The following is a 19,341-nucleotide window of genomic DNA, read 5'->3' as shown; positions in this document are numbered from 1 at the left end:
AGAAAGCCCGCAACCGCGAGCAATGCCGTGAAGGCCAGCCAGATGTCCACGCTAGAGCGGACGCGCGGTGTGTAACGACTGCTGCTCGTGCGGCCTAACGTGGAGCTAACCGGCCTGCGCGGCTTTTCGCGCAGGTCCAATCGCGCGGTTCAGCGGCCCGGGGTGTATATGCCTCACGCTTTGGATGCCAAGTAGCCGATGGCCGACCAGACCTGGGCATGGCACTGGGTGTTTCCCTCACCGGTAATTTCGACGGATCCACGCAGTGGGATTGAGGGTCGGCATCATTTGTACGAGCAGCGCTTATCGCGAGCTCTGAAGCTTGCCTTGAGTCAGGCGGGCATCCTCAAGCATGCCACGGTGCATACGCTGCGGTACATCTGTGCGACGCAACTCTTGCAGGGCGGGACCGATATCCGTACGGTGCAGGAGCTCCTGGGACACAGTGATGTAAGCACGACGATGATTTACACACATGTGCTCAAGGATGCCTCGCGTCAGACGGTCAGTCCACTGGATTCGATGGCGGGGGGCATGTCTGCCTTGCGGTGACGCGGGCGTACGACCGCTCGTGGTGGCAGCAGACATTGGCGCTCCGAAACCAAGTGACTGCACCCAGTCTGCAAGAGCCGTTGACTCGGGAGTGACAACCTCTTCAGGCCGAGGGACAGGTCCACACTGAGTCAAGACCCTTTACACGGCGGGCTCGGTGGCACTTTTCGGCGGCTTCCCAATTTTTTCGAAAGGAGTCGTTCATCCCTATTTCGCTGATGCGCGTTACTGGCCAAAAATGACCAGTGCAGCCTGGTTACCGAAGAAAAATTCGTTACATTTGCGACGCTTACCCACTTAACTCCAAGCCAAGATCGTCCATGACTCACCACGTCACCCGCCTCAAGGTGCTCAGTGCCGGCATTTCCAGCTTGATCCTGGCGCTGGGCGTAGCCCGTTTTGCCTACACTCCGCTACTGCCACTGATGCAACAACAAGCCGGCCTGGGTGTGGCCGCAGCCGGTTGGCTGGCAGCCATTAACTACGCGGGCTATTTGAGCGGTGCGCTGATTGCATCACGTATCAACAGCCTGGTGCTCAAAGATCGGCTTTACCGCATCGGCATGGTGCTGGCTATCGTCAGCACGCTGGTGATGGGCTTGAGCACGAACGTGGTGGTGTGGGCGCTGTCGCGTTATGTGGCGGGACTGACCAGTGCAGCGGCCATGCTGCTGGGCACCGGGCTCATCATGAACTGGCTCATCCGCCACAACCACCGCAGCGAGATGGGCATCCACTTTTCCGGCCTTGGGCTGGGCATTGCGGGTTGTGCTGGTGCGGTGATGCTGTTCACGCCCGGGCTCGACTGGCGCGAGCAATGGTTTGCGTTTACTGCTGTGGGCTGCGTGCTGCTTGTGCCTGCGCTACGCTGGTTACCCCCGCCAGACAACAGTGGCCTCACCAAAAGCGGCCAGAAGCTGCAAGACAAGCCTCCGAGCCCCTTGTATTTGCGTGTGTTCATGGCGGCATATTTTTGCGCCGGCTTTGGCTATGTGGTGAGCGTGACCTTTATCGTGGCCATCGTGAACCATTTGCCTGGCTTGGCCGGGTGGGGCAATCTGGCGTTTTTGGCCATTGGCATCGGGGCGGCACCAGCCTGCATCACCTGGGATTTAATCGCGCGTCGCACCGGTGACTTGAACGCGCTAATTTTGGCCGCCGTGCTGCAGGTAGCAGGCATTTTGTTGCCGGTCCTGGTGCCTGGTCCGTGGGCCGCCATGATGGGTGCCTTGCTGTTTGGCGGCACCTTCATCGGCATGGTCAGCCTGGTGCTGAGCATGGCCGGGCGCTACTACCCAACCATGCCCGCCAAGATGATGGGCAAGATGACGCTTTCGTATGGTGTTGCACAAATCATAGGCCCGGCCATCACCGGCATGATTGGGGCGCAGTCTGGCAATTACAACGCTGGTCTGTATGTGGCGGCCTGTGTCATGGTGCTGGGCGTCGGACTGCTGTTCGTGCTCAAGGTGGTGGAGCGGCGCGAAAGTCGGCGTCCAGCCTGGGGCTGACGGTCAACTTTCTCCATGGCAGTCATTCAAATTGAAGGTCTGCCATGGAGCGGGGTGTGCCTCGGCGATGCAGCGTAACCCGACGGCCGCCTACAGTCTCTTTCTGGACGCCCAGCAAACAACTACTTCTTTGTTGCGGGACACCCACCGCCGATCAAATCTCTGTTTGCTCCGCCATTTCTAAGGCATCATCCACCTCAATGCCGAGGTAGCGCACGGTGCTCTCCAATTTGGTGTGACCGAGAAGCAGTTGTACCGCCCGCAGGTTCTTCGTCCGGCGGTAGATCAAGGAAGCTTTGGTCCGCCGCATTGAATGGGTTCCGTATTCGGACGGATTTAGCCCGATCTCTGTGACCCAAGAGTCCACAATTCTTGCGTATTGGCGGGTTCCGATATGAGGTGACTCATGGAGACGGCTGGGAAACAAATAATCGTCCTGCCCGAGTTTGGCCTCTTTGATCCAATCGCTGACTGCATCACGGGTCTGTAGGGTAATTTCGAACTGGACGGGTCGCGAGGTCTTTTGTTGCAGCACGGTTGCTCGGGGCGATACGTGTTCGCCATGGCAGATGTCGCGCACTCGCATTTTTACCAGGTCACAGGCCCGCAGTTTACTGTCCAATCCCAAGTCGAACATGGCGAGTTCACGCACGCGGTGTTGAAGTTGAAGGCGGACCCGAATGGCCCAAATTTCCTTCAATTTGAACGGAGATTTTTGCCCGACGATCACGCCCTTGTTCCAGGGGGCGTGTTGTTCGTGGTCTGTTGTGTTTTCCATGGCGGACTCCTTGTTGATTGAGGGAGTCTCACTGTGGGCTGATCGTCGGGAAGCGCAAGCAAAGTTTTCTGCGGCAGAAATGCGGACGTTGGCCACCTGCCGCAACGTGCCCAAAGCGGCCATAGGTGATAGCGGTCTGGCGGGCGGAATGCATTGAAGGATGCAGGATACCGATAGTCAACTATTGCTGTAAGACTTTGCAATCCAGTTCATCTGAAACTTCATCACCAGGATTCAACGCCCGACGAGGGAGCGTAGTGATGGATTGTCGATTTCGCAGGCGAGTAGCTGCGCTGCGCGCTGCGGCCTGACTCTGGACGGCAATCATGATGGCGTCCCATGCGAGCAACAATGGTGTACCAGCCCTTTCGCCAAGTAATTCACCGCGGCGCCGAAACCACAGTCCCTCCCACAATCTGCACAAACGCCACCGCATGATAAAGATGCGGCAACTCACCCAGAAAAGCCGCTGACAGCAAGGCCGCAAACAGCGGTGTGAGGTTGGAGAAAAAACCGGCAATCGCGGCATCGACGCGCTACACGCCTACGCCCCAGCAGCGGTAGGCCAGGATGGCCGGGCCCATGGGCGGACTCGTCGAACAGATTTCAGCCCGATGCAAGAAATTTTTTCAGAATTTCACGAAGTCCGGGAATAAAGGGTGGGGCAGCTCCGTCTATTCAGTTGTCTACCCCACACCTTCATCATCAAGGACGCACCATGAAACGCTTTGCTCTCGCTGCAGCTCTCGCTCTCGGCCTGATCGCTACCTCCCACGCCGGCCAGGCCAGCAATGACGCCACCACTCACTTTCAGGCCATCGCCAGTGGTGACGTGCAGGTGCTGATGCGCGGCTACAAGGATAATGCCCAGTTCCAGTGGCTCGGCGGCCCGCTTGATGGAAACTATGCCGGCGTGGCCCCTATTCGCGGCATTTGGGAAAAATTTACCAAGTCGCAAGGCGCACTGAAGCTGACGGTTGACAAGCTCGAAGAGTCGGCGAACATCAACGGTTCGACAGTGACGGCCAATGTTCAATTTGAAGGTAAAGCTCCCATCAAGGTTCGCTACGTCCTTGTATATCGTGACAACATGATTGTTTCTGAAACGTGGCAAATCGACCCCAAGTTGGTGGTGGCTGGTGCGGCGCCTCAAGCCGCTGCGCTGGCCCCGGCGAAATCAGCCACCTATTGATGGCAGCGTGATCCACGACCCGGAGATATTCCTTAACTGTTTATTGAAGCTTTCCATGAAAACTCACCTGTTTCCGGCCTTCATGATTTCTTGCGCCGCTGCACTGTTTGCACCGCTGTCCCAGGCTGAGTCCCCGATCAAGGCATCGGACGGTGTGATGGCCACGACTGCCGGCAGGACGATTTATACGTTTGACAACGATGTGGCGGGCAGTGGCAAGAGCGTTTGCAACGGGCCCTGTGCAGCCCTGTGGCCGCCAGTGGTGGCCAGCGCCGATGCCAAGCCTGAAGGTGAACTGACGGTGTTGACACGTGACGACGGTGCCAGGCAGTGGGCCTACAAAGGCAAGCCGATTTACCTCTACGCGCCGGACACCAAAGCGGGTGACCGCAGCGGTGACAACTTCAAGAACGTCTGGCACGTCATCCGGCCCTGAGTCAGGCATTGTTTGAACATTGTCAAATCAAGTTAGCCCCATTGCATGCGCGCCCAAGACGAAGCGGACATCGTTGCCTGCATTCCCAGCCTGCGCCGCTATGGGCGCGGGCTGGTCTCTGACCGGGAGCGTGCCGACGACCTGGTGCAGGACACGCTGGAGCGCGCCTGGAGGCAATTTGCATCGTGGCAGCGGCGTGGTGAGGTTCGGGCATGGATGTTTGGCATCATGCACAACCTGTTCATTGACCGGGTGCGCTCCCAACGCAGCACACCAGAGGAGGCCGCAGGGGATGAACTTCCCGAGTTACCCGACCGAGCGACGCAAGCAGATCGGCTGGAAGTGCGTGATCTCGACCGAGTGCTGCAACGCCTTCCCCCTGAACAACGAGAAGTGCTGCTGCTCGTCGGCGTTGAAGAAATGAGCTACCAGGAAGTTGCCAGCGTTGTTGGCGCGCCTATTGGCACCGTTATGTCGCGGCTATCGCGGGCACGTGAGCGCCTGAGGGTCGAACTGGAAGGACGCGAAGTGAGCTGCAGGCTTCAGCGCGTGAAATGACATGGAAAAAATCAAACTGACACCCCCCACCGGCGTAACCCCGATCACCGAAGCGGATCTACATGCCTATGCCGACCAGCAATTGGCTGCGGCGCGACGGGCCGACGTTGAACGATTTCTGAGCACCCGGCCGGACGAACGTCGCCGCGTCCAGGACTGGCAAAAGCAAAACGAGTCGCTGCGCAATTTTCTCAATCCGGTACTCGACGAGCCCTTGCCATTGCGCTTGCCGCTGCGGCCTGAGGCCATGGTGTGGCCTTGGCGCGGTCTGGCTGCGGGTGTTGCCATTGCCGTGGTAAGCGCCAGCTCTGCCTGGTTTGCACGCGGCTTGCTCGATGGAAATGCAGCGCAACTCGCGTCTATGACAACCCGCCCTGTTTTGGCCTACAAGGGCGGAGATCTGACCGGTTTTGCCCGCCGGGCGGCTGTGGCCCACGTGGTCTATAGCCCTGACATCCGGCGTCCTGTGGAGGTGGGAGCAGACCAGGAGCAGCAGCTTGTGACCTGGTTGTCCAAGCGTCTGGGCACCGAGGTGAAGCCACCGAGTCTCAAGACCGTGGGCTACGAGCTGATCGGCGGTCGCTTGCTGCCTGGCGATACGGGACCCGTGGCGCAATTCATGTACCACGACACCACGGGTCAGCGGCTCACCTTGTATGTGACCCGCGAAGTGCCCAGGTCGTCAGGCCAGCCAGAAACCGCTTTCCGGTTTGGACAGGATGGTCCTGTCAATGTTTTTTACTGGATGGACAAGAATTTTGGCTACGCCATTTCCGGTGGCTCGGACCGCGATGAGCTGATGCGTGTGTCGAAGGAAGTCTATCGACAGCTCAGCCTGATGTGAGCATTCGGTGGGGGCCGATTGCACCAGCCGCCCCTGTCGCCGCCAAGCGACTCTTTGTGATCCTTTGACCTGGGGTCATCTCCCTTTTCCATTTACGCAAACTTTCCAGGAAACCTGCATGAACACAGATCGCCGAGATATTCTTAAATACACCGCTGCGGCAGCGGCTGCCGCGGCACTGCCAACAAGCTTTGCCCAAAACGCCACGGCCGGGATTGATCCCCGCGACCGCGTCTTCATCACCAACGAAGACTCCAACACAGTGGTTGTTATCGATCCACGCAGCAACACGGTAGAGACCACCATCAACCTGACCAGCTTTGATGAAGATGCGCGCCCCCCGTTTCGGTACATCACCGCCGGCATCGCACCCACCCATGCGGCCATGATTCACAAGCCCCTGTACCATGGATGCATTGACGCCCATGGCGCCGTACCGTCTCCGGATGGTCGATTGCTGGCCACGAGCGGGCGTGGTTCCAGCAATATTTACTTGATCGATGCGGTGGAAAAACGCGTGATCGGCAATACGCCCAACCCGGCCGCCGGGCCCAGCACCAATCCCGAACGCCTGTCCAGCGGCATCCTGCTGGGACGCGAGCCCCATGAGCCCACTTTCAGCCGAAACGGCAAAGAGCTCTGGGTCACCTTGCGCGGTGAAGATCGCATCGCCATCCTGGATGTTGACCGTGCACTACGGCAGTTGCGAGGTTCGGACGTGTTGTCGGTGCGCCAGTTCCTGCCCACGCTGAATGGTCCGGCGCAGGTCTGGTTTAACCGTGAAGGCACGCTGGCCTATGTTGCCAGCCAGAAGGTGTCCAAGGTGGATGTGTTTCGCGTCAACCTTGGTGCCGACGGCCATTCGCACCCGCAGCGCCTGACCACGCTCGACATCAGCGCGCAGGACAAGCTGGGCTTCACGCCCTTCATGAAGACCACGCCCGACGGCAAGGAGGTCTGGCTCTCCCACAAACTGGCCGACGCGGTGTCGTGCCGCTCGACACGCGAGGGGTTCGATCTGCTCGACAACGTGTCGCTGGGCAATATGGGGCGGCCCAACCATGTGGAGTTTGTTGCCAATGCCAAGGGCAGTGTGGTTTATGTCAGCCTGGCCCGGGTGGACGACAGCGGCCCCGGTGGCGTGGCGTCTAGCCAGATTGCAATCATTGACCGCAGCGCAAAAACCGGCGAACGCAAGAGGGTCGGCAGCTTTTTCAGTCATGGCCGCGAATCACATGGCCTGTGGACCAATCCGGAAAATACCTTGCTGTATGTGGCGCATGAACAGGACGAATTGCCTGGCACGGCCAACGCCGGCCAGACGGTGTGCAGTGCCTTCGACGTCAGCGACCCGTTCAAGCCGGACTTCATCGCGCAAATTCCCCTGGGTAACCTGAACCTGCCGTCGGGCGGGCTGCGCAACAAGAAGAGCATTAATCTGGTGTACGTGCGGCCCGGTGTGAAGGGGCAAACTGCATGAGGTCCACCCGCAAGATGCGGTCAGGACTCACGCTCGGCTTGGCGATCGCCTGGGCCGTGCTGACGAGCAGCCCCATGGCGCAGCCGGCCCACGTCCATGACCATGCCGGAAGGCAGGCCAGCGCGGCGCCTGGGTTTCAAAACGATATGGATGCCGGCATGGCGCGCATGATGCAAGACATGCACGCGCCGGGCTACAGCGGCAACGCCGATGTGGATTTTTTGGCGATGATGATTCCGCATCATGCGGGTGCGGTCGACATGGCGCGGCTGGTGTTGAAGCATGGCCGCGACCCGGCAACCCGCCAGTTGGCTGAAGAGATCATTGCCGGTCAAACCATCGAAATAGAAAGCATGACGCGGCGACTCGCCGCACTACGCCAGCCTTCATCCGGCAGCCGCACGCCGGAGTTCCCGGCGCTTGGCGGTACCCGCGGGGACTGACCGCTTTGCTTCACCGCCGCGCCGACACCACAATCCCCTCACAATAAGCACAAACGCCACCGCATGATAAAGATGCGGCAACTCACCCAAAAAAGCCGCTGACAGCAAGGCAGCAAACAGCGGGGTGAGGTTAGAGAAAAAAACCGGCAATGGCGGGTCCGACGCGCTGCACGCCCATGCCCAAGCATCGGTAGGTCTGTCCGCGGGTGTTCGCGTCAAAGGGGCGTTTCACGTGCAGAACGTCAACGTCTATGACAGTCGCCTGCACCGCTGGCTCGCCCGCTTTCACGGCGTTGCCACCCATTACCTGCCGAACTATCTCGGCTGGCGACGTACCTTGGACACTCACCGTCTACCCACCCCGGAAGCCTTGTTGCTGGCTTCTCTCGGCATCTTTCCACACTCAAAGGTGACATAGCCATTTCAAAAGGCTTACGAAATGCCAGTTGCAATGACTGGTCTTGCTCGGCAGTGGGTGCAGGGGTTCTTGAAGTTATCACCACATTGCCGACAACCAGGCCGCAACTTTCAGTGTCCGGTTCAGGGCAAGCAGTTTCGATAGTTGTAGACCCGCTTCCAGTCTAATCCAGCCACTGTATCTCGTGGCAAGCACCGCCGCCGCGTTTTGTCTTTCGTCTACGGTTCCCGCGTGCTGATGCGCGGTCTTCAGCGGCAGCATGCGGCTTGACCGCCGGCAGCTACTTGCGACGAAGCGTTGTCCAATCCGGCGCCTTCCGACGCACAAATTTAATAAAATTAATAGCATCTTGCGCTCGCCAGTATTGAGCTAAAGCCTGATTTGACTGTCAATCTGGCTCCAGAAAGCTTCTCGGAAAGCACAAGCGGCTTGCGTTCGCGCTGGCTACGCATCCAGAAAATCCGTGAGGCTGTTAGGGGGCTGTTTTGCATCGCCGCCCTGATTGGCGCAAAATGCGCCAATCAGGAGATTCATCATGCCCGCATCACCCACCGGTTTTTCATCCGTCAAACTTCCCGCCGCCCTGGTGCAGCAAGCGCGCGAAGCGGCCCAGCCGCTGCGCCGCTCCGTCGCCGGCCAGGTTGAATACTGGGCCACGCTGGGCCGCATCGTCGAGCATTCCGGCCTGACGGCGCAGGAGGCGCAGGCGGCGATTCAAAAGTATGAAGCGGCGGCAAAGCAGGCGCGCGAAGAAGCGCCCGACGCGCTGGAGGCGCTCAAGATGCGGGTGCTCGCGGCCAGCACCAACGGGGTTTTGCAAGCCCATATCCGCACCATTGTTGAAGAGAACCGCCAGCAGGCCGTGCAACGGGCTGCAGCTTGAATCAGCCGATTTTTCATCTTCTGGCCGGACCCAACGGCGCTGGGAAATCGACGCTCTACCGCCACTGGAGTTTGTGAACGCTGACTTGTATGCGCGTAGCCATTTGCAGCACATCGCTGATTTGCAGAAGCGCTCCGACGCTGCGCGCGAATGGGCTGATGCGCGGCGGGCGGCATTGCTCAATGCCAGAGCCGGATTTGTCAGCGAGACCGTTTTCTCGCACGAATCAAAACTCAGCCTTATCCGCCATGCGCAATCGCTGGGCTATCAGGTGGTCCTCTACGTCGTGTCCGTGGGGGACCCGCAGCGCCTGTTAACGCGTGTCAGCCAGCGCGTTCAGGAAGGCGGCCACAACGTTCCGGCCAGCCGCATCCTTGAGCGCTACCCGCGCACCATGGCCAACCTCAAGCAAGCCGTGCGGCTTGCCGATCTTGCCTTTGTCTACGATGCCGCCGAAGTAGAGCAAGGAGCGCACTTACTGGTGGCCTTGTGCGAGAAAGAGCAAACCACTCTGCTGGCTAGCAAGTTGCCGCGTTGGGCGGCGATGCTGCTGGCGACCGAATAGTTTCTCCACAATCGTTGGTTTAACTAACGCTTGCCTTGGCCTGTTCGTCCGGCGGCAAGGCCTGCCGGTCAGGTTCTTCATGCTGTGCGTCAATGCGCTTGATGTTCAGTGACAGGCGGCTGATTGCCTGTCTGACCTTGATGCGGAAAGGGCAGCGCTGGCGCAACCCTGTGGCGCGTGTTCGATCACCCCCGCATCAGGGCCTCAATCTCATCGGCCGTGACCGGCACGCCGCGCGTCAGCAGCTCGCAGCCGGTGGCCGGTGGCCGTGACCAGCGCGTCGTCTTCAATCCGGATGCCAATGTTCCAGAACGGCTTGGGCACGCCCTTGGCCGCGCGCACATAAATGCCGGGCTCTATCGTCAGCACCATGCCGTGGCCGGGGCAGCGGCTGCAGTTCGCGTACAGCGATTTGTCGGGCGACCCGGTTTTTGAAGAAGCGTTCAGCCAGTGGAATAGGTGTGGGAGGGGGGTTGAAAAAACGCTGGATCGAGCGGTCTTGGGCTGAGTAAAAAGGCGAATTCATAGGACCGCTTTGCAGCGGAAGAGGGGTATTCGCTACCGGCAGCTTTCTGGCAGTCCAACGCCTTGCCTGTCAGAAGCTGCTCGTGAACTTCGCGTCAGTGCCCAAAGCGGGTGCTCACGCTTGAGTAAAGTGGCCATTCGATTTCTGCCCTAGAGTTCAACAAGCTGACCGTGGAACCCGGAAACCACTTTTACCGGCTTGCCGGCTCCTGAGCAGCGAAAGCGGGTCTACTGGAAATCAAACTGCCCGCCCGATACCTGACATTGGTGCCAGTAGCCCAACTGTCAGCTGTATTGCCGTGATTTCAACCAAAGGGGTACACCCTCATTCGTGGCGGTGTCCGTGGCCAGATTCGCAGCCATTGTCGTTGGGGCCGGTTTTTTCGCATCCGCTGAGCGTAGCCAGGAAACAGATTGTCAAAGAAGTGCTGCCGAGAGTTTTTAGCGTTTTCATTTGGATGTTCATTTGAGAGGTGTATCAGATCGAGTGCCGTGAAAATGCGCTGCAATTGGTATTGCAGCGCCCTTCATCTACTTCATTTTTTTGATTTCGGTGTAGTCGCCACGGGTCCGCAGAATGACCTTCACGTTGGACTTGCCCCTGTTGCGCCAGTACCAGCCGTGATTGCCAGTGAACGCGGCCTCAAGCACGCCTTCATCGGAAGAAACTCCGCGACCTTTTTCGTAGCTGATCGACTTGCCCGGTGCATCACCGTGGGTGTCGAAGTTGACTTCACCGCCCTCGACCACCCAAGCGTATTGGGCCTTTGCGCCTTCAACCATCTTCAGTTTGATTTCCGTTCCTTCTCCTGGAGTCAGAGTGACAGGCATCTCGTCGCGCCATTCAATCTTGGGCGTCGCAGCCTTAGCCGGCTCCTTCGGGGCAGCAGCCACTGCAGCCTTTGCTGGAGGTTCTGCCGCATTGGCTACAGCCATGCCAGCCATTCCAGTGGTGGGCGACTGGGCTGCCGGCGCCGCAGCGGCAGCATCGGCCGCAGCCTCTGCCGCCAGCTGTTGCTTGACGTCGCCCATTTCAGTCATGCGCAGGACTCGACCGACGCCGGTGGGATCGATGCCGTATTCAGCCGGAAGCACGACGGCAACCAGGAGGACCAGCGCCGAAATGGCGGCCAGGATGGTGGAGCGCAAAAGCTGCTTGGAAGTTGGCAGTTCGGCGCGCAAAGGGGTATCGCTGTTGTACATGTTGAATATTCCTTGGGTGTTCAGGACACGAAGTAGCCGGTGAGCTGCATGCCCACCAGAATGAAGCCCGCGCTCATCATGGCGACGTTGGCGGTATAGGCGTTGCGCACGAAACTGGGCGTGCGGCGCCAGTAGCTCATACCGATCAGGATGACCGTCAATGCCAGTAGCTGGCCGATTTCAACGCCCACGTTGAAGGCGAGCAGGTTAGGCACCAGTCCATCGGGTGAGATCTCGTACTCACGGATCTTGGTGGCCAGACCGAAGCCGTGGAACAGGCCAAACACCAGAGTCGCGATCTTGGTATTGGGCTGGAACCCCAACCATCGCTGGAACGCACCGATGTTGTCCAGGGCCTTGTAGACCACAGACAGACCAATGATCGCGTCGATCAGGTAGCTGTTGATCCCGACGTTGAAGTACACGCCCAGGATCATGGTGGTGGAGTGACCCAACGCAAACAGGCTCACGTAGATACCGATGTGCTGGATTCGGTAGAGGAAGAAGATCACCCCGAAGAGGAACAGGATGTGGTCGTAGCCCGTCATCATGTGTTTGGCGCCCAGGTACATGAAGGGCAGCAGATTGACGCCCGAGATCTCCTGGATGTAGCCCTTGTCGCCTTCGGTGACGGCGTGGGCAAATGCCTCTGTGCTACCCAGGAAAAGGCAGATGAAGAATGCTGAAAGTAGCAAGAGACGGGATTGCCAGATCGCCCATGGCGAACGTGGCAGCCTGTCGTGAACATAGCTGTGCATGGAGACTCCGATAGTCTGAAAGAAATGGAAGCGCTGCATGGAGCAGCGCGAGGGCGAGTGCGAGAAGGGTCTCAGCCCATGGGCGGGCGTTCCAGCCGGGACGCCTGAACCATTTCAATCCAAGGCCGCACGAGCCCGAACCAGCCGGGAAGCTGCGGTGCTGCAGAACTCCATGCAACGGGCAATGTGTGGGCTTTGTCGTGCGAGTGATCCGCCCCGTGGTGGGGGTGGTCGGCACTTGCACTCTGAGTCAACAATCCCATACCTTCATCCTCATGCGCATGTTCGTGCGACTCGTCGGAGGAAAACCCAGTGACGTGAAGCGCTGCCGGGAAGGCTGCAAGGCCATGGGAACTCGTGCCCCCGATCGAAGAGATGATCGTTCCGACCATGATCACCACCAGAACCAGCCATCGCATGCCCAGCGCTGCCCGGTTAGGGCGCAAGGCGTATGAGAGGTGCTGGGTCATTGGGAGTTGTTGCGTTCAATATCAGTGGAGGGATTATAGTAACCTCCCCGAGGGGATATGATCAGCCATGACACAACCGCATACACATGCATCCCATCCAGCCATCATCAAACGCCTGCGCAGAGCCAGCGGACACCTGAGCAGCACGATAGAAATGCTGGAGCAGGGACGAACCTGCCTCGACGTCGCGCAGCAGCTGCAGGCGGTGGAAAAAGCGATTCAGCAAGCCAAGAAAGCCCTGATTCAGGACCATCTGGATCACTGTCTTGAAGATCTCGTGGGTCCCCTGGGTGTCGGCCAGAGCCACTCCATGGACGAGTTCAGAGAAATCACACGCTACCTCTGAGCCACTGGCTCCCAATACTCCTAAGCGCTTCGACCCTGAGCCACAACATGCTAAACATTCTTGCCAACCGCACCTACCGCCATTTGTTCGCCGCTCAGGTGATTGCCTTGATCGGAACCGGGCTGGCGACGGTGGCGCTGGGGCTGCTGGCCTTCGACCTTGCCGGCAACAACGCGGGAATGGTGCTGGGCACGGCGCTGGCCATCAAGATGGTCGCGTATGTTGGCGTGGCGCCGGTCGCAGCGGCATTTGCCGAGCGCCTGCCCAGGCGCACCATGCTGGTCACGCTGGACCTGGTGCGTGCGGGTGTTGCCCTGGTGCTGCCGTTTGTCTCTCAGATCTGGGAGGTGTACGTGCTGATCTTTGTGCTGCAGGCGGCGTCGGCTGCCTTCACGCCCACCTTCCAGGCCACCATCCCCGACGTGCTGCCGCAAGAAAAGGACTACACCAAGGCCTTATCGCTCTCACGCCTTGCGTACGACATGGAGAGCCTTGTCAGTCCGATGTTGGCTGCTGCTTTGCTCACGGTGATTGGTTTTCACGATCTCTTTGCCGGCACGGTGGTGGGATTCCTGGCGTCGGCTGCGTTGGTGGTGTCGGTGGTCCTGCCGGCGCATCCAGCGCCGCAGCGTCGCGGTATCTATGATCGAACTACGCGCGGGCTGCGAATCTACCTGGCCACACCCCGGTTGCGCGGGCTGCTGGCCGTCAATGCTGCCGTGGCAGCGGCAGGCTCCATGGTTTTTGTCAACACGGTGGTCATCGTGCAGGCCGGGTTGGGGCTGACCCAGAGCGCGGTAGCCTTGGCGTTGGCCAGTTTCGGCGCGGGCTCCATGGTGGCTGCACTGGTCTTGCCACGCCTGTTGGAGAAACTGGCTGACCGCCGCGTGATGTTGGGCGGCATCGGGTTGCTGGTCGCAGGCATGTTCGCTGGTACCTTCGTGGTCGGACATGCCTCGCTGATGGCCTTGTGGTTCGTGCTCGGCTTGGGTTACTCCACAGCCCAGACACCCTCCGGGCGCTTGTTGCGGCGATCCTCTAACCCAGAGGATCGCCCTGCGCTGTTTGCCGCACAGTTCGCGCTGTCGCATGCCTGCTGGTTGTTGTTCTATCCCTTGGCCGGCTGGCTCGGCGCTCGCTATGGCATGCCCGTGACGTTTGCGATCCTGGGCAGTGCTGGCGCATTGGCCGTCTGGGTCACCTCGATGGTCTGGCCGTCCCAGGATCCAGAGGTGATCGAGCACGAACACACAGAATTGCCACCCGGGCATCCCCATGGCGCTGGCGCAACCAGCCATGGCGTACGTCATTCGCACCCTTTCGTGGTCGATGACAACCACCCAAGCTGGCCCAGGTTGGGTGGTTGATGTCGGAACTCCGGGGGCGCACAGGACTGTCAGACAACTGGTTCCCCACCGCATCGCTTGTACGTGCAAGCGTGACTTGCTTCGCGAGTAGCTGCCTAAGGCTATGGGCTATGGTGAATAAGTAGCGACAAAAGATCGACCTCCGGGAAAGCTGACTGTCGTGTACGACTCTTATGTGTCTGTTGAAGTCAGCAGCCAAGGAAATCGGCATTTCTTGGCTCGGTGGTTCCAAGCGACACACACGGTTCAATGACCGGTAACGAGAACACTGATCGCGAACTGCTGCTACCGCCTTCAGTCTGAACCAGCCACTGTATCCCGTGGCAAGCACCGCCGCCGCGTTTTGCATTTCGTCTTTGGTTCCCGCGCACCGATGCGCGGTTTTCATTGGCAGCATGCGGCTTAACCGCCGGGCGCTACCCCCGCATCAGGGCCTGAATTTCATCGGCTCTCACCGGCACGCCGCGCGTCAGCAACTCGCATCCGGTGGCCGTGACCAGCGCGTCGTCTTCAATCCGGATGCCAATGTTCCAGAACTGTTTGGGCACGCCCTTGGCCGGGCGCACATAAATGCCGGGCTCTATCGTCAGCACCATGCCGGGTCGCAGGATGCGTGCGGGCTTTTTCATGACTGTCTGGCCCAGCGCGTCTTTTTCCGGGCGGGGCTTGCTGCCGGGCTCGGTGTAGTCGCCGCAGTCGTGCACGTCCATGCCCATCCAGTGGCCGGTGCGGTGCATGTAGAACTGGCGGTAGGCGCCGGATTCGAGCACGTCGTCAATGCTGCCGTGCTTGGCCTTGTCGAGCAGGCCGGTGTCCAGCATGCCGCCAATCAGCACGCGCGTGGCGGCGTCGTGCGGGTCGGTAAAGCGCTGGCCGGGGCGGGTGACGGCAATCGCTGCTTCCTGCGCGGCCTGCACGATGTCGTAGAGCGTGCGCTGGGCCGGGGTGAATTTGCCGTTGGCCGGAAAGGTGCGCGTGATGTCGCTGGCGTAGCCGTCGAGCTCGCAGCCGGCGTCGATCAGGCAGAGCTGGCCGGCCTGCAGTTCGGTGTCGCCGGCGCGGTAATGCAGGATGCAGGCGTTGGCGCCGGCCGCCACGATGCTGGTGTAGGCCGGAAATTGCGCGCCGTGGCGGCGAAATTCGTGCAGCAGTTCGGCCTCCAGGTGGTATTCGCGCAGCTTGACCAGGGCGCCCTTGCCCGCGTCGTGCAGCAGCGCGGCCGAGGCCTGCATGGCGCGCACATGGGCGCCGGCCGAAATCTTGCCGGCGCGCCGCAGGATCGCGATTTCGTGCTTGTCTTTGATGAGCCGCATTTCATCGAGCAGCTTGCACAGGTCGTGCTGGCTTTGCGGGCATTCGGCGCCCAGGCGCACGCGGGCGCGCACCTTGTTCAGCCAGCCGTCGACCTGGGTTTCCAGGCCTTTGTGGGTGGCAAATGGAAACCACACGGCGTTCTGGTTGCTCAGCAGTTCCGGCATTTTTTCGTCCAGCGCGTCCACGCTGAACGCCTGGTCCACGCCGAGTTCTGCGGGCGCGGCTTTCGGGCCCATGCGCAGGCCGTCCCAGATTTCGCGTTCCACGTCCTTGGGCCGGCAAAACAGGGTGCTGGTGGTGCCCTTGCCGCTGGCGTCAATTACCAGCCAGCTGCCGGGTTCGGTAAAGCCGGTCAGGTAGTAAAAGTAGCTGTCGTGGCGGTAGGGAAAGTCGCTGTCGCGGTTACGCGGCAGCTCGGGTGCGGTGGGCAGCACGGCAATGCCGCCGCCGGCCGCCTTGAGGGCGCGGCCAATCGCGGCGCGGCGTTTGGCGTAGATCGCTTGATGGGCCAGGGGGCCCGGTGCAGTGCTCGTTTCAGTGCGCATGGTTCAGCTTTCAGTGATGCGGTTCAGTTCGTCCAGCCGGGCGGGCGTGCCCACGTCGGTCCAGGGCCCCTCGTACAGCTCGGCGCTGACGCGCTGATTGTCCATGGCCGCCCGCAGCAGCGGGGCCAGCGGGGCTTTGACACCCTGCGGGTTGCCGGCCGGCAGTTCGGGCAGCCCGTCGAAAAACGCGCGCCGGTACAGGCCTATGGTGCTGTAGGTGTAGCGCGGCATTTCGGTTTCGTCGTGCGCGGCCAGGTTGCGCGCCAGGCCGTCAGCGCCCAGCCCGAAGTCGCCGCGCGGGTTGTGGGCCGGGTTGGGCACCAGCCACAGGTGGGCGAGCTGTCTGCCCGCCACAAAGCGGCTGACGGCGGCTTCAGAAAATTCGAAGCCCGGCATGAACACATCGCCCGCCAGCACCCAGAACACCTCGCCCAGCAGCGGCAGCGCGCGCGCAATGCCGCCCGCCGTTTCCAGCGCGCCGCCAAAGTCAGCGCCCTCGTGCGAGTATGAAATGGATAGCTTCTCAGCGCCGTCCTGATTGGGCTGGAGGTCGAAATGGCTTGAAATTTGCGGGCCCAGCCAGGCCGTGTTGATGACCAGTTCGCTGAAGCCGCCGCGCGCCAGGGCCTCGGCGTGCCAGTCAATCAGCGCCTTGCCGCGCACGCGCAGCAGGGGCTTGGGGCAGTGGTCGGTCAGCGGCCGCATGCGCTCGCCGCGTCCGGCCGCCAGGATCATGGCTTTGATGCTCATGCGCCCGCCTTGCGGGCTGGGCCATGGCGGCGTAAAAAGAGGTTGCTAGGGCGTGGCGTGGTGTGCATGAACAGCACTTTAGAGCATTGGCCGCCGCCCCGGTTTTCAGGGCCGTGACAGGCCCGCACCGAGGCCCCGCAACGCGGGCCTGAACAGCCGCCCGCCGCTCGCCCGGTAAAATAGCGGATTACCCTGATTCCCGAACCTCCCGGAGCTTTTCTTGATGGCCAATAATGAAATGATGGCGAATGCGATACGCGCACTCGCAATGGACGCTGTGCAACAAGCCAATTCGGGACATCCCGGCGCCCCCATGGGCATGGCTGACATGGCGGTTGCCCTGTGGGGCGACCACCTCAAGCACAGCCCGCAGAACCCGCACTGGATGGACCGCGACCGCTTCGTGCTGTCCAACGGCCATGCGTCCATGCTGCTGTATTCGGTGCTGCACCTCACGGGCTACAAGCTGCCGATCAAGGAACTCAAGAACTTCCGCCAGTTCGGCTCCAAGACGCCCGGCCATCCCGAAGTGGACGTCACTCCCGGCGTTGAAACCACCACCGGCCCGCTCGGCCAGGGCCTGACCAATGCCGTGGGCTTTGCGCTGGCTGAAAAGCTGCTGGCCAAGGAGTTCAACCGCGAAGGCCACACCGTGGTGGACCACAGCACCTATGTCTTCATGGGCGACGGCTGCCTGATGGAAGGCATCAGCCACGAGGCCGCCGCGCTGGCCGGCGCCTGGAAACTCGGCAAGCTGATCGCGCTGTACGACGACAACGGCATCTCGATCGACGGCCAGGTCGGTCCCTGGTTCATCGACAACACGCCGATGCGCTTTACCGCCTATGGCTGGAACGTCGTGGGTCCCGTGGATGGCCACGACGCCCAGGCCGTGTCAGCCGCCATTGCGGCGGCAAAAGCCACGTCCGACAAGCCGACCCTGATCGTTTGCAAGACCCATATCGGCAAAGGCTCGCCCAACCGCGCCAACACCGCCAAGGCCCACGGCGAGCCGCTGGGCGCCGAGGAAATCCAGCTGACGCGCGACGCGCTCAACTGGCCGCACACGCCGTTCAGCGTGCCCCAGGAAAGCTACGACGCCTGGGATGCCAAGGCCAAGGGCCTGGCGCTTGAAGCCGAATGGAACGCGAAGTTTGCGGCCTACAAAACCGCTTATCCCGAGCTGGCCGCCGAACTGGTGCGCCGCATGAAGGGCGATCTGCCCAAGCATTTTTCCCAGCTGGCCGTCGATACGGTCGTGGGCGCGCATACCAAGGCCGAAACCGTGGCTTCCCGCAAGGCCTCGCAGCTGGCGCTGGAATCCTTCACCGCCGGCCTGCCCGAACTGCTGGGCGGCTCGGCCGACCTGACCGGCTCCAACCTGACCAACACCAAGGCCACGCCCAACCTGCGCTTTGACGCCAACGGCGACGTGGTGCAGCTGGAAGCCGGCAACGGCAGCCTGATCGGCGGGCGCCACATCAACTACGGCGTGCGCGAATTCGGCATGGCCGCCATCATGAACGGCGTGGCGCTGCATGGCGGCTTCATCCCCTACGGCGGCACCTTCCTGACCTTCAGCGACTACAGCCGCAACGCCATCCGCATGGCCGCGCTGATGAAGCTGCGCGTGGTGCATGTGTTCACCCACGACTCCATCGGCTTGGGCGAAGACGGCCCGACGCACCAGTCGATCGAGCACGCCGCCAGCCTGCGCCTGATTCCCAACCTGGACGTCTGGCGTCCGGGCGACACCGCTGAAACCGCCGTGGCCTGGGCCGTGGCGCTGCAAAACAAGCACAAGCCCACGGCCTTGCTGCTGAGCCGCCAGAACCTGCCATATGCGCCCAAGGACGACCTGGGCCAGATCAGCAAGGGCGCTTACGTGCTGGCCGAGCCCATAGAGGTCGGCATGAAGAAAAAGGCGCAGGCCGTCATCATTGCCACCGGCTCCGAGGTGCAACTGGCCCTGAAGGCGCAGGAACTGCTGGCGACGCACAAGATCGCCGTGCGCGTCGTGTCCATGCCCAGCACCACCACGTTTGACCTGCAAAAACCTGCCTACAAATCGGAAGTGCTGCCCGAAGGCATTCCGCGCATTGCGGTTGAAATGGGTGTGACCGCCGGCTGGTGGAAATACGGCTGCGCCGCCGTGGTCGGCATCGACAGCTATGGCGAATCGGCGCCGGCTGCCGTGCTGTTCAAGCACTTTGGCTTCACGCCCGAGAACGTTGCCGACACCGTGCGCAAGGTGCTGACCAAAAAGTAATGCCGTTCGGGCAGGGCCTGACGAACGGTGTGGACACAAGTTAACTTACTGGAGCAAAAAGCAGATGACTATCAAACTGGGTATTAACGGCTTCGGCCGCATTGGCCGCAACGTGTTGCGCGCCGCCATTCAGA

18 protein-coding genes and 5 pseudogenes are annotated in these 19,341 nt (G+C 60.8%); 14 read left to right on the top strand and 9 right to left on the bottom strand.

The genetic code is table 11. From position 1 onward, the window contains the following. Positions 1–138: 138 nt before the first annotated feature. Positions 139–552: pseudogene (locus IV091_RS06315) on the top strand (tyrosine-type recombinase/integrase); the annotation flags it as partial. A 320-nt stretch (positions 553–872) separates the two neighbouring features. Further along, on the top strand, positions 873–2,063 hold the full coding sequence (locus IV091_RS06310; RefSeq protein WP_293466595.1) for a YbfB/YjiJ family MFS transporter: 1,191 nt from the start codon (positions 873–875) through the stop codon (positions 2,061–2,063). 154 nt (positions 2,064–2,217) lie between these two features. Here IV091_RS06310 and IV091_RS06305 read toward each other — a convergent pair whose 3' ends face one another. Both IV091_RS06305 and IV091_RS06300 read right to left on the bottom strand, forming a co-directional pair. Further along, the gene (locus tag IV091_RS06305; protein ID WP_293466592.1) at positions 2,218–2,841 is read right to left on the bottom strand and encodes a tyrosine-type recombinase/integrase; all 624 of its coding nucleotides are present in this window, start codon (positions 2,839–2,841) and stop codon (positions 2,218–2,220) included. Positions 2,842–3,221: 380 nt separating this feature from the next. Beyond that, positions 3,222–3,425: pseudogene (locus IV091_RS06300) on the bottom strand (EamA family transporter); the annotation flags it as partial. A 134-nt stretch (positions 3,426–3,559) separates the two neighbouring features. On the opposite strand from IV091_RS06300, the gene IV091_RS06295 reads away from it, so the two are divergent. The 6 genes from IV091_RS06295 to IV091_RS06270 all read left to right on the top strand — a co-directional run bounded on the left by IV091_RS06295 (position 3,560) and on the right by IV091_RS06270 (position 7,794). After that, complete coding sequence (locus tag IV091_RS06295; RefSeq protein WP_293466589.1) at positions 3,560–4,033, top strand: nuclear transport factor 2 family protein; 474 nt, start codon at positions 3,560–3,562, stop codon at positions 4,031–4,033. A gap of 55 nt (positions 4,034–4,088) precedes the next feature. Next, the gene (locus tag IV091_RS06290) at positions 4,089–4,469 is read left to right on the top strand and encodes a hypothetical protein (protein WP_293466586.1); all 381 of its coding nucleotides are present in this window, start codon (positions 4,089–4,091) and stop codon (positions 4,467–4,469) included. A gap of 45 nt (positions 4,470–4,514) precedes the next feature. Then, a complete protein-coding gene (locus tag IV091_RS06285) occupies positions 4,515–5,027 on the top strand; it encodes an RNA polymerase sigma factor (protein ID WP_293466583.1) in 513 nt (170 codons plus the stop codon). Position 5,028: 1 nt separating this feature from the next. Next, positions 5,029–5,871, top strand: coding sequence for an anti-sigma factor (locus IV091_RS06280; protein WP_293466581.1), 843 nt, complete (start codon positions 5,029–5,031; stop codon positions 5,869–5,871). 118 nt (positions 5,872–5,989) lie between these two features. Then, positions 5,990–7,351: a YncE family protein gene (locus IV091_RS06275; protein ID WP_293466579.1), complete on the top strand. Its 1,362-nt coding sequence runs from the start codon at positions 5,990–5,992 to the stop codon at positions 7,349–7,351. Beyond that, complete coding sequence (locus IV091_RS06270) at positions 7,348–7,794, top strand: DUF305 domain-containing protein (protein WP_293466577.1); 447 nt, start codon at positions 7,348–7,350, stop codon at positions 7,792–7,794. Before IV091_RS06275 ends, IV091_RS06270 begins: the two co-directional genes overlap by 4 nt. A 10-nt stretch (positions 7,795–7,804) precedes the next feature. Here IV091_RS06270 and IV091_RS06265 read toward each other — a convergent pair. Continuing rightward, a pseudogene (locus IV091_RS06265) lies at positions 7,805–7,987 on the bottom strand (EamA family transporter); the annotation flags it as partial. On the opposite strand from IV091_RS06265, the pseudogene IV091_RS06260 reads away from it, so the two are divergent. The 3 genes and pseudogenes from IV091_RS06260 to IV091_RS06250 all read left to right on the top strand — a co-directional run. Beyond that, positions 7,982–8,212 (top strand): annotated as a pseudogene (locus IV091_RS06260) (IS1595 family transposase); the annotation flags it as partial. The pseudogenes IV091_RS06265 and IV091_RS06260 overlap by 6 nt on opposite strands. A 535-nt stretch (positions 8,213–8,747) precedes the next feature. Further along, entirely contained in the window at positions 8,748–9,095 is a 348-nt protein-coding gene (locus IV091_RS06255) for a hypothetical protein (RefSeq protein WP_293466575.1), read from the top strand. Between the two features lie 103 nt (positions 9,096–9,198). Continuing rightward, on the top strand, positions 9,199–9,660 hold the full coding sequence (locus IV091_RS06250; RefSeq protein WP_293466573.1) for a zeta toxin family protein: 462 nt from the start codon (positions 9,199–9,201) through the stop codon (positions 9,658–9,660). Between the two features lie 185 nt (positions 9,661–9,845). Here the strand turns inward: IV091_RS06250 and IV091_RS06245 are convergent. The 4 genes and pseudogenes from IV091_RS06245 to IV091_RS06230 all read right to left on the bottom strand — a co-directional run. Then, positions 9,846–10,035, bottom strand: a pseudogene (locus tag IV091_RS06245) (M24 family metallopeptidase); the annotation flags it as partial. 681 nt (positions 10,036–10,716) lie between these two features. Next, positions 10,717–11,388, bottom strand: a complete 672-nt coding sequence (locus tag IV091_RS06240; protein WP_293466571.1) for a transmembrane anchor protein — start codon at positions 11,386–11,388, stop codon at positions 10,717–10,719. Between the two features lie 20 nt (positions 11,389–11,408). Continuing rightward, entirely contained in the window at positions 11,409–12,083 is a 675-nt protein-coding gene (locus IV091_RS06235) for a HupE/UreJ family protein (RefSeq protein ID WP_293466569.1), read from the bottom strand. A 134-nt stretch (positions 12,084–12,217) separates the two neighbouring features. Continuing rightward, positions 12,218–12,616 (bottom strand): hypothetical protein, encoded by a 399-nt coding sequence (locus IV091_RS06230; protein ID WP_293466567.1) that lies wholly within the window; start codon positions 12,614–12,616, stop codon positions 12,218–12,220. A gap of 67 nt (positions 12,617–12,683) precedes the next feature. Here IV091_RS06230 and IV091_RS06225 point away from each other — a divergent pair, with 67 nt between their 5' ends. Then, complete coding sequence (locus tag IV091_RS06225; RefSeq protein WP_293466565.1) at positions 12,684–12,962, top strand: metal-sensing transcriptional repressor; 279 nt, start codon at positions 12,684–12,686, stop codon at positions 12,960–12,962. 47 nt (positions 12,963–13,009) lie between these two features. Beyond that, positions 13,010–14,329 (top strand): MFS transporter, encoded by a 1,320-nt coding sequence (locus IV091_RS06220; RefSeq protein WP_293466563.1) that lies wholly within the window; start codon positions 13,010–13,012, stop codon positions 14,327–14,329. A 416-nt stretch (positions 14,330–14,745) separates the two neighbouring features. Here the strand turns inward: IV091_RS06220 and IV091_RS06215 are convergent, their stop codons facing one another. Then, the gene (locus IV091_RS06215; RefSeq protein ID WP_293466561.1) at positions 14,746–16,188 is read right to left on the bottom strand and encodes an aminopeptidase P N-terminal domain-containing protein; all 1,443 of its coding nucleotides are present in this window, start codon (positions 16,186–16,188) and stop codon (positions 14,746–14,748) included. A gap of 3 nt (positions 16,189–16,191) precedes the next feature. Then, positions 16,192–16,938: an N-acetylmuramate alpha-1-phosphate uridylyltransferase MurU gene (gene murU, locus IV091_RS06210; RefSeq protein WP_293466559.1), complete on the bottom strand. Its 747-nt coding sequence runs from the start codon at positions 16,936–16,938 to the stop codon at positions 16,192–16,194. A 223-nt stretch (positions 16,939–17,161) separates the two neighbouring features. On the opposite strand from murU, the gene tkt reads away from it, so the two are divergent. Then, entirely contained in the window at positions 17,162–19,207 is a 2,046-nt protein-coding gene (gene tkt / locus IV091_RS06205) for a transketolase (protein ID WP_293466558.1), read from the top strand. Positions 19,208–19,341: the final 134 nt, after the last annotated feature.

The organism is Polaromonas sp. (genome assembly GCF_018780625.1).
In the GTDB taxonomy this organism is placed as follows: domain Bacteria; phylum Pseudomonadota; class Gammaproteobacteria; order Burkholderiales; family Burkholderiaceae_C; genus Polaromonas.
This window is presented reverse-complemented; position numbering and strand designations above follow the sequence as displayed.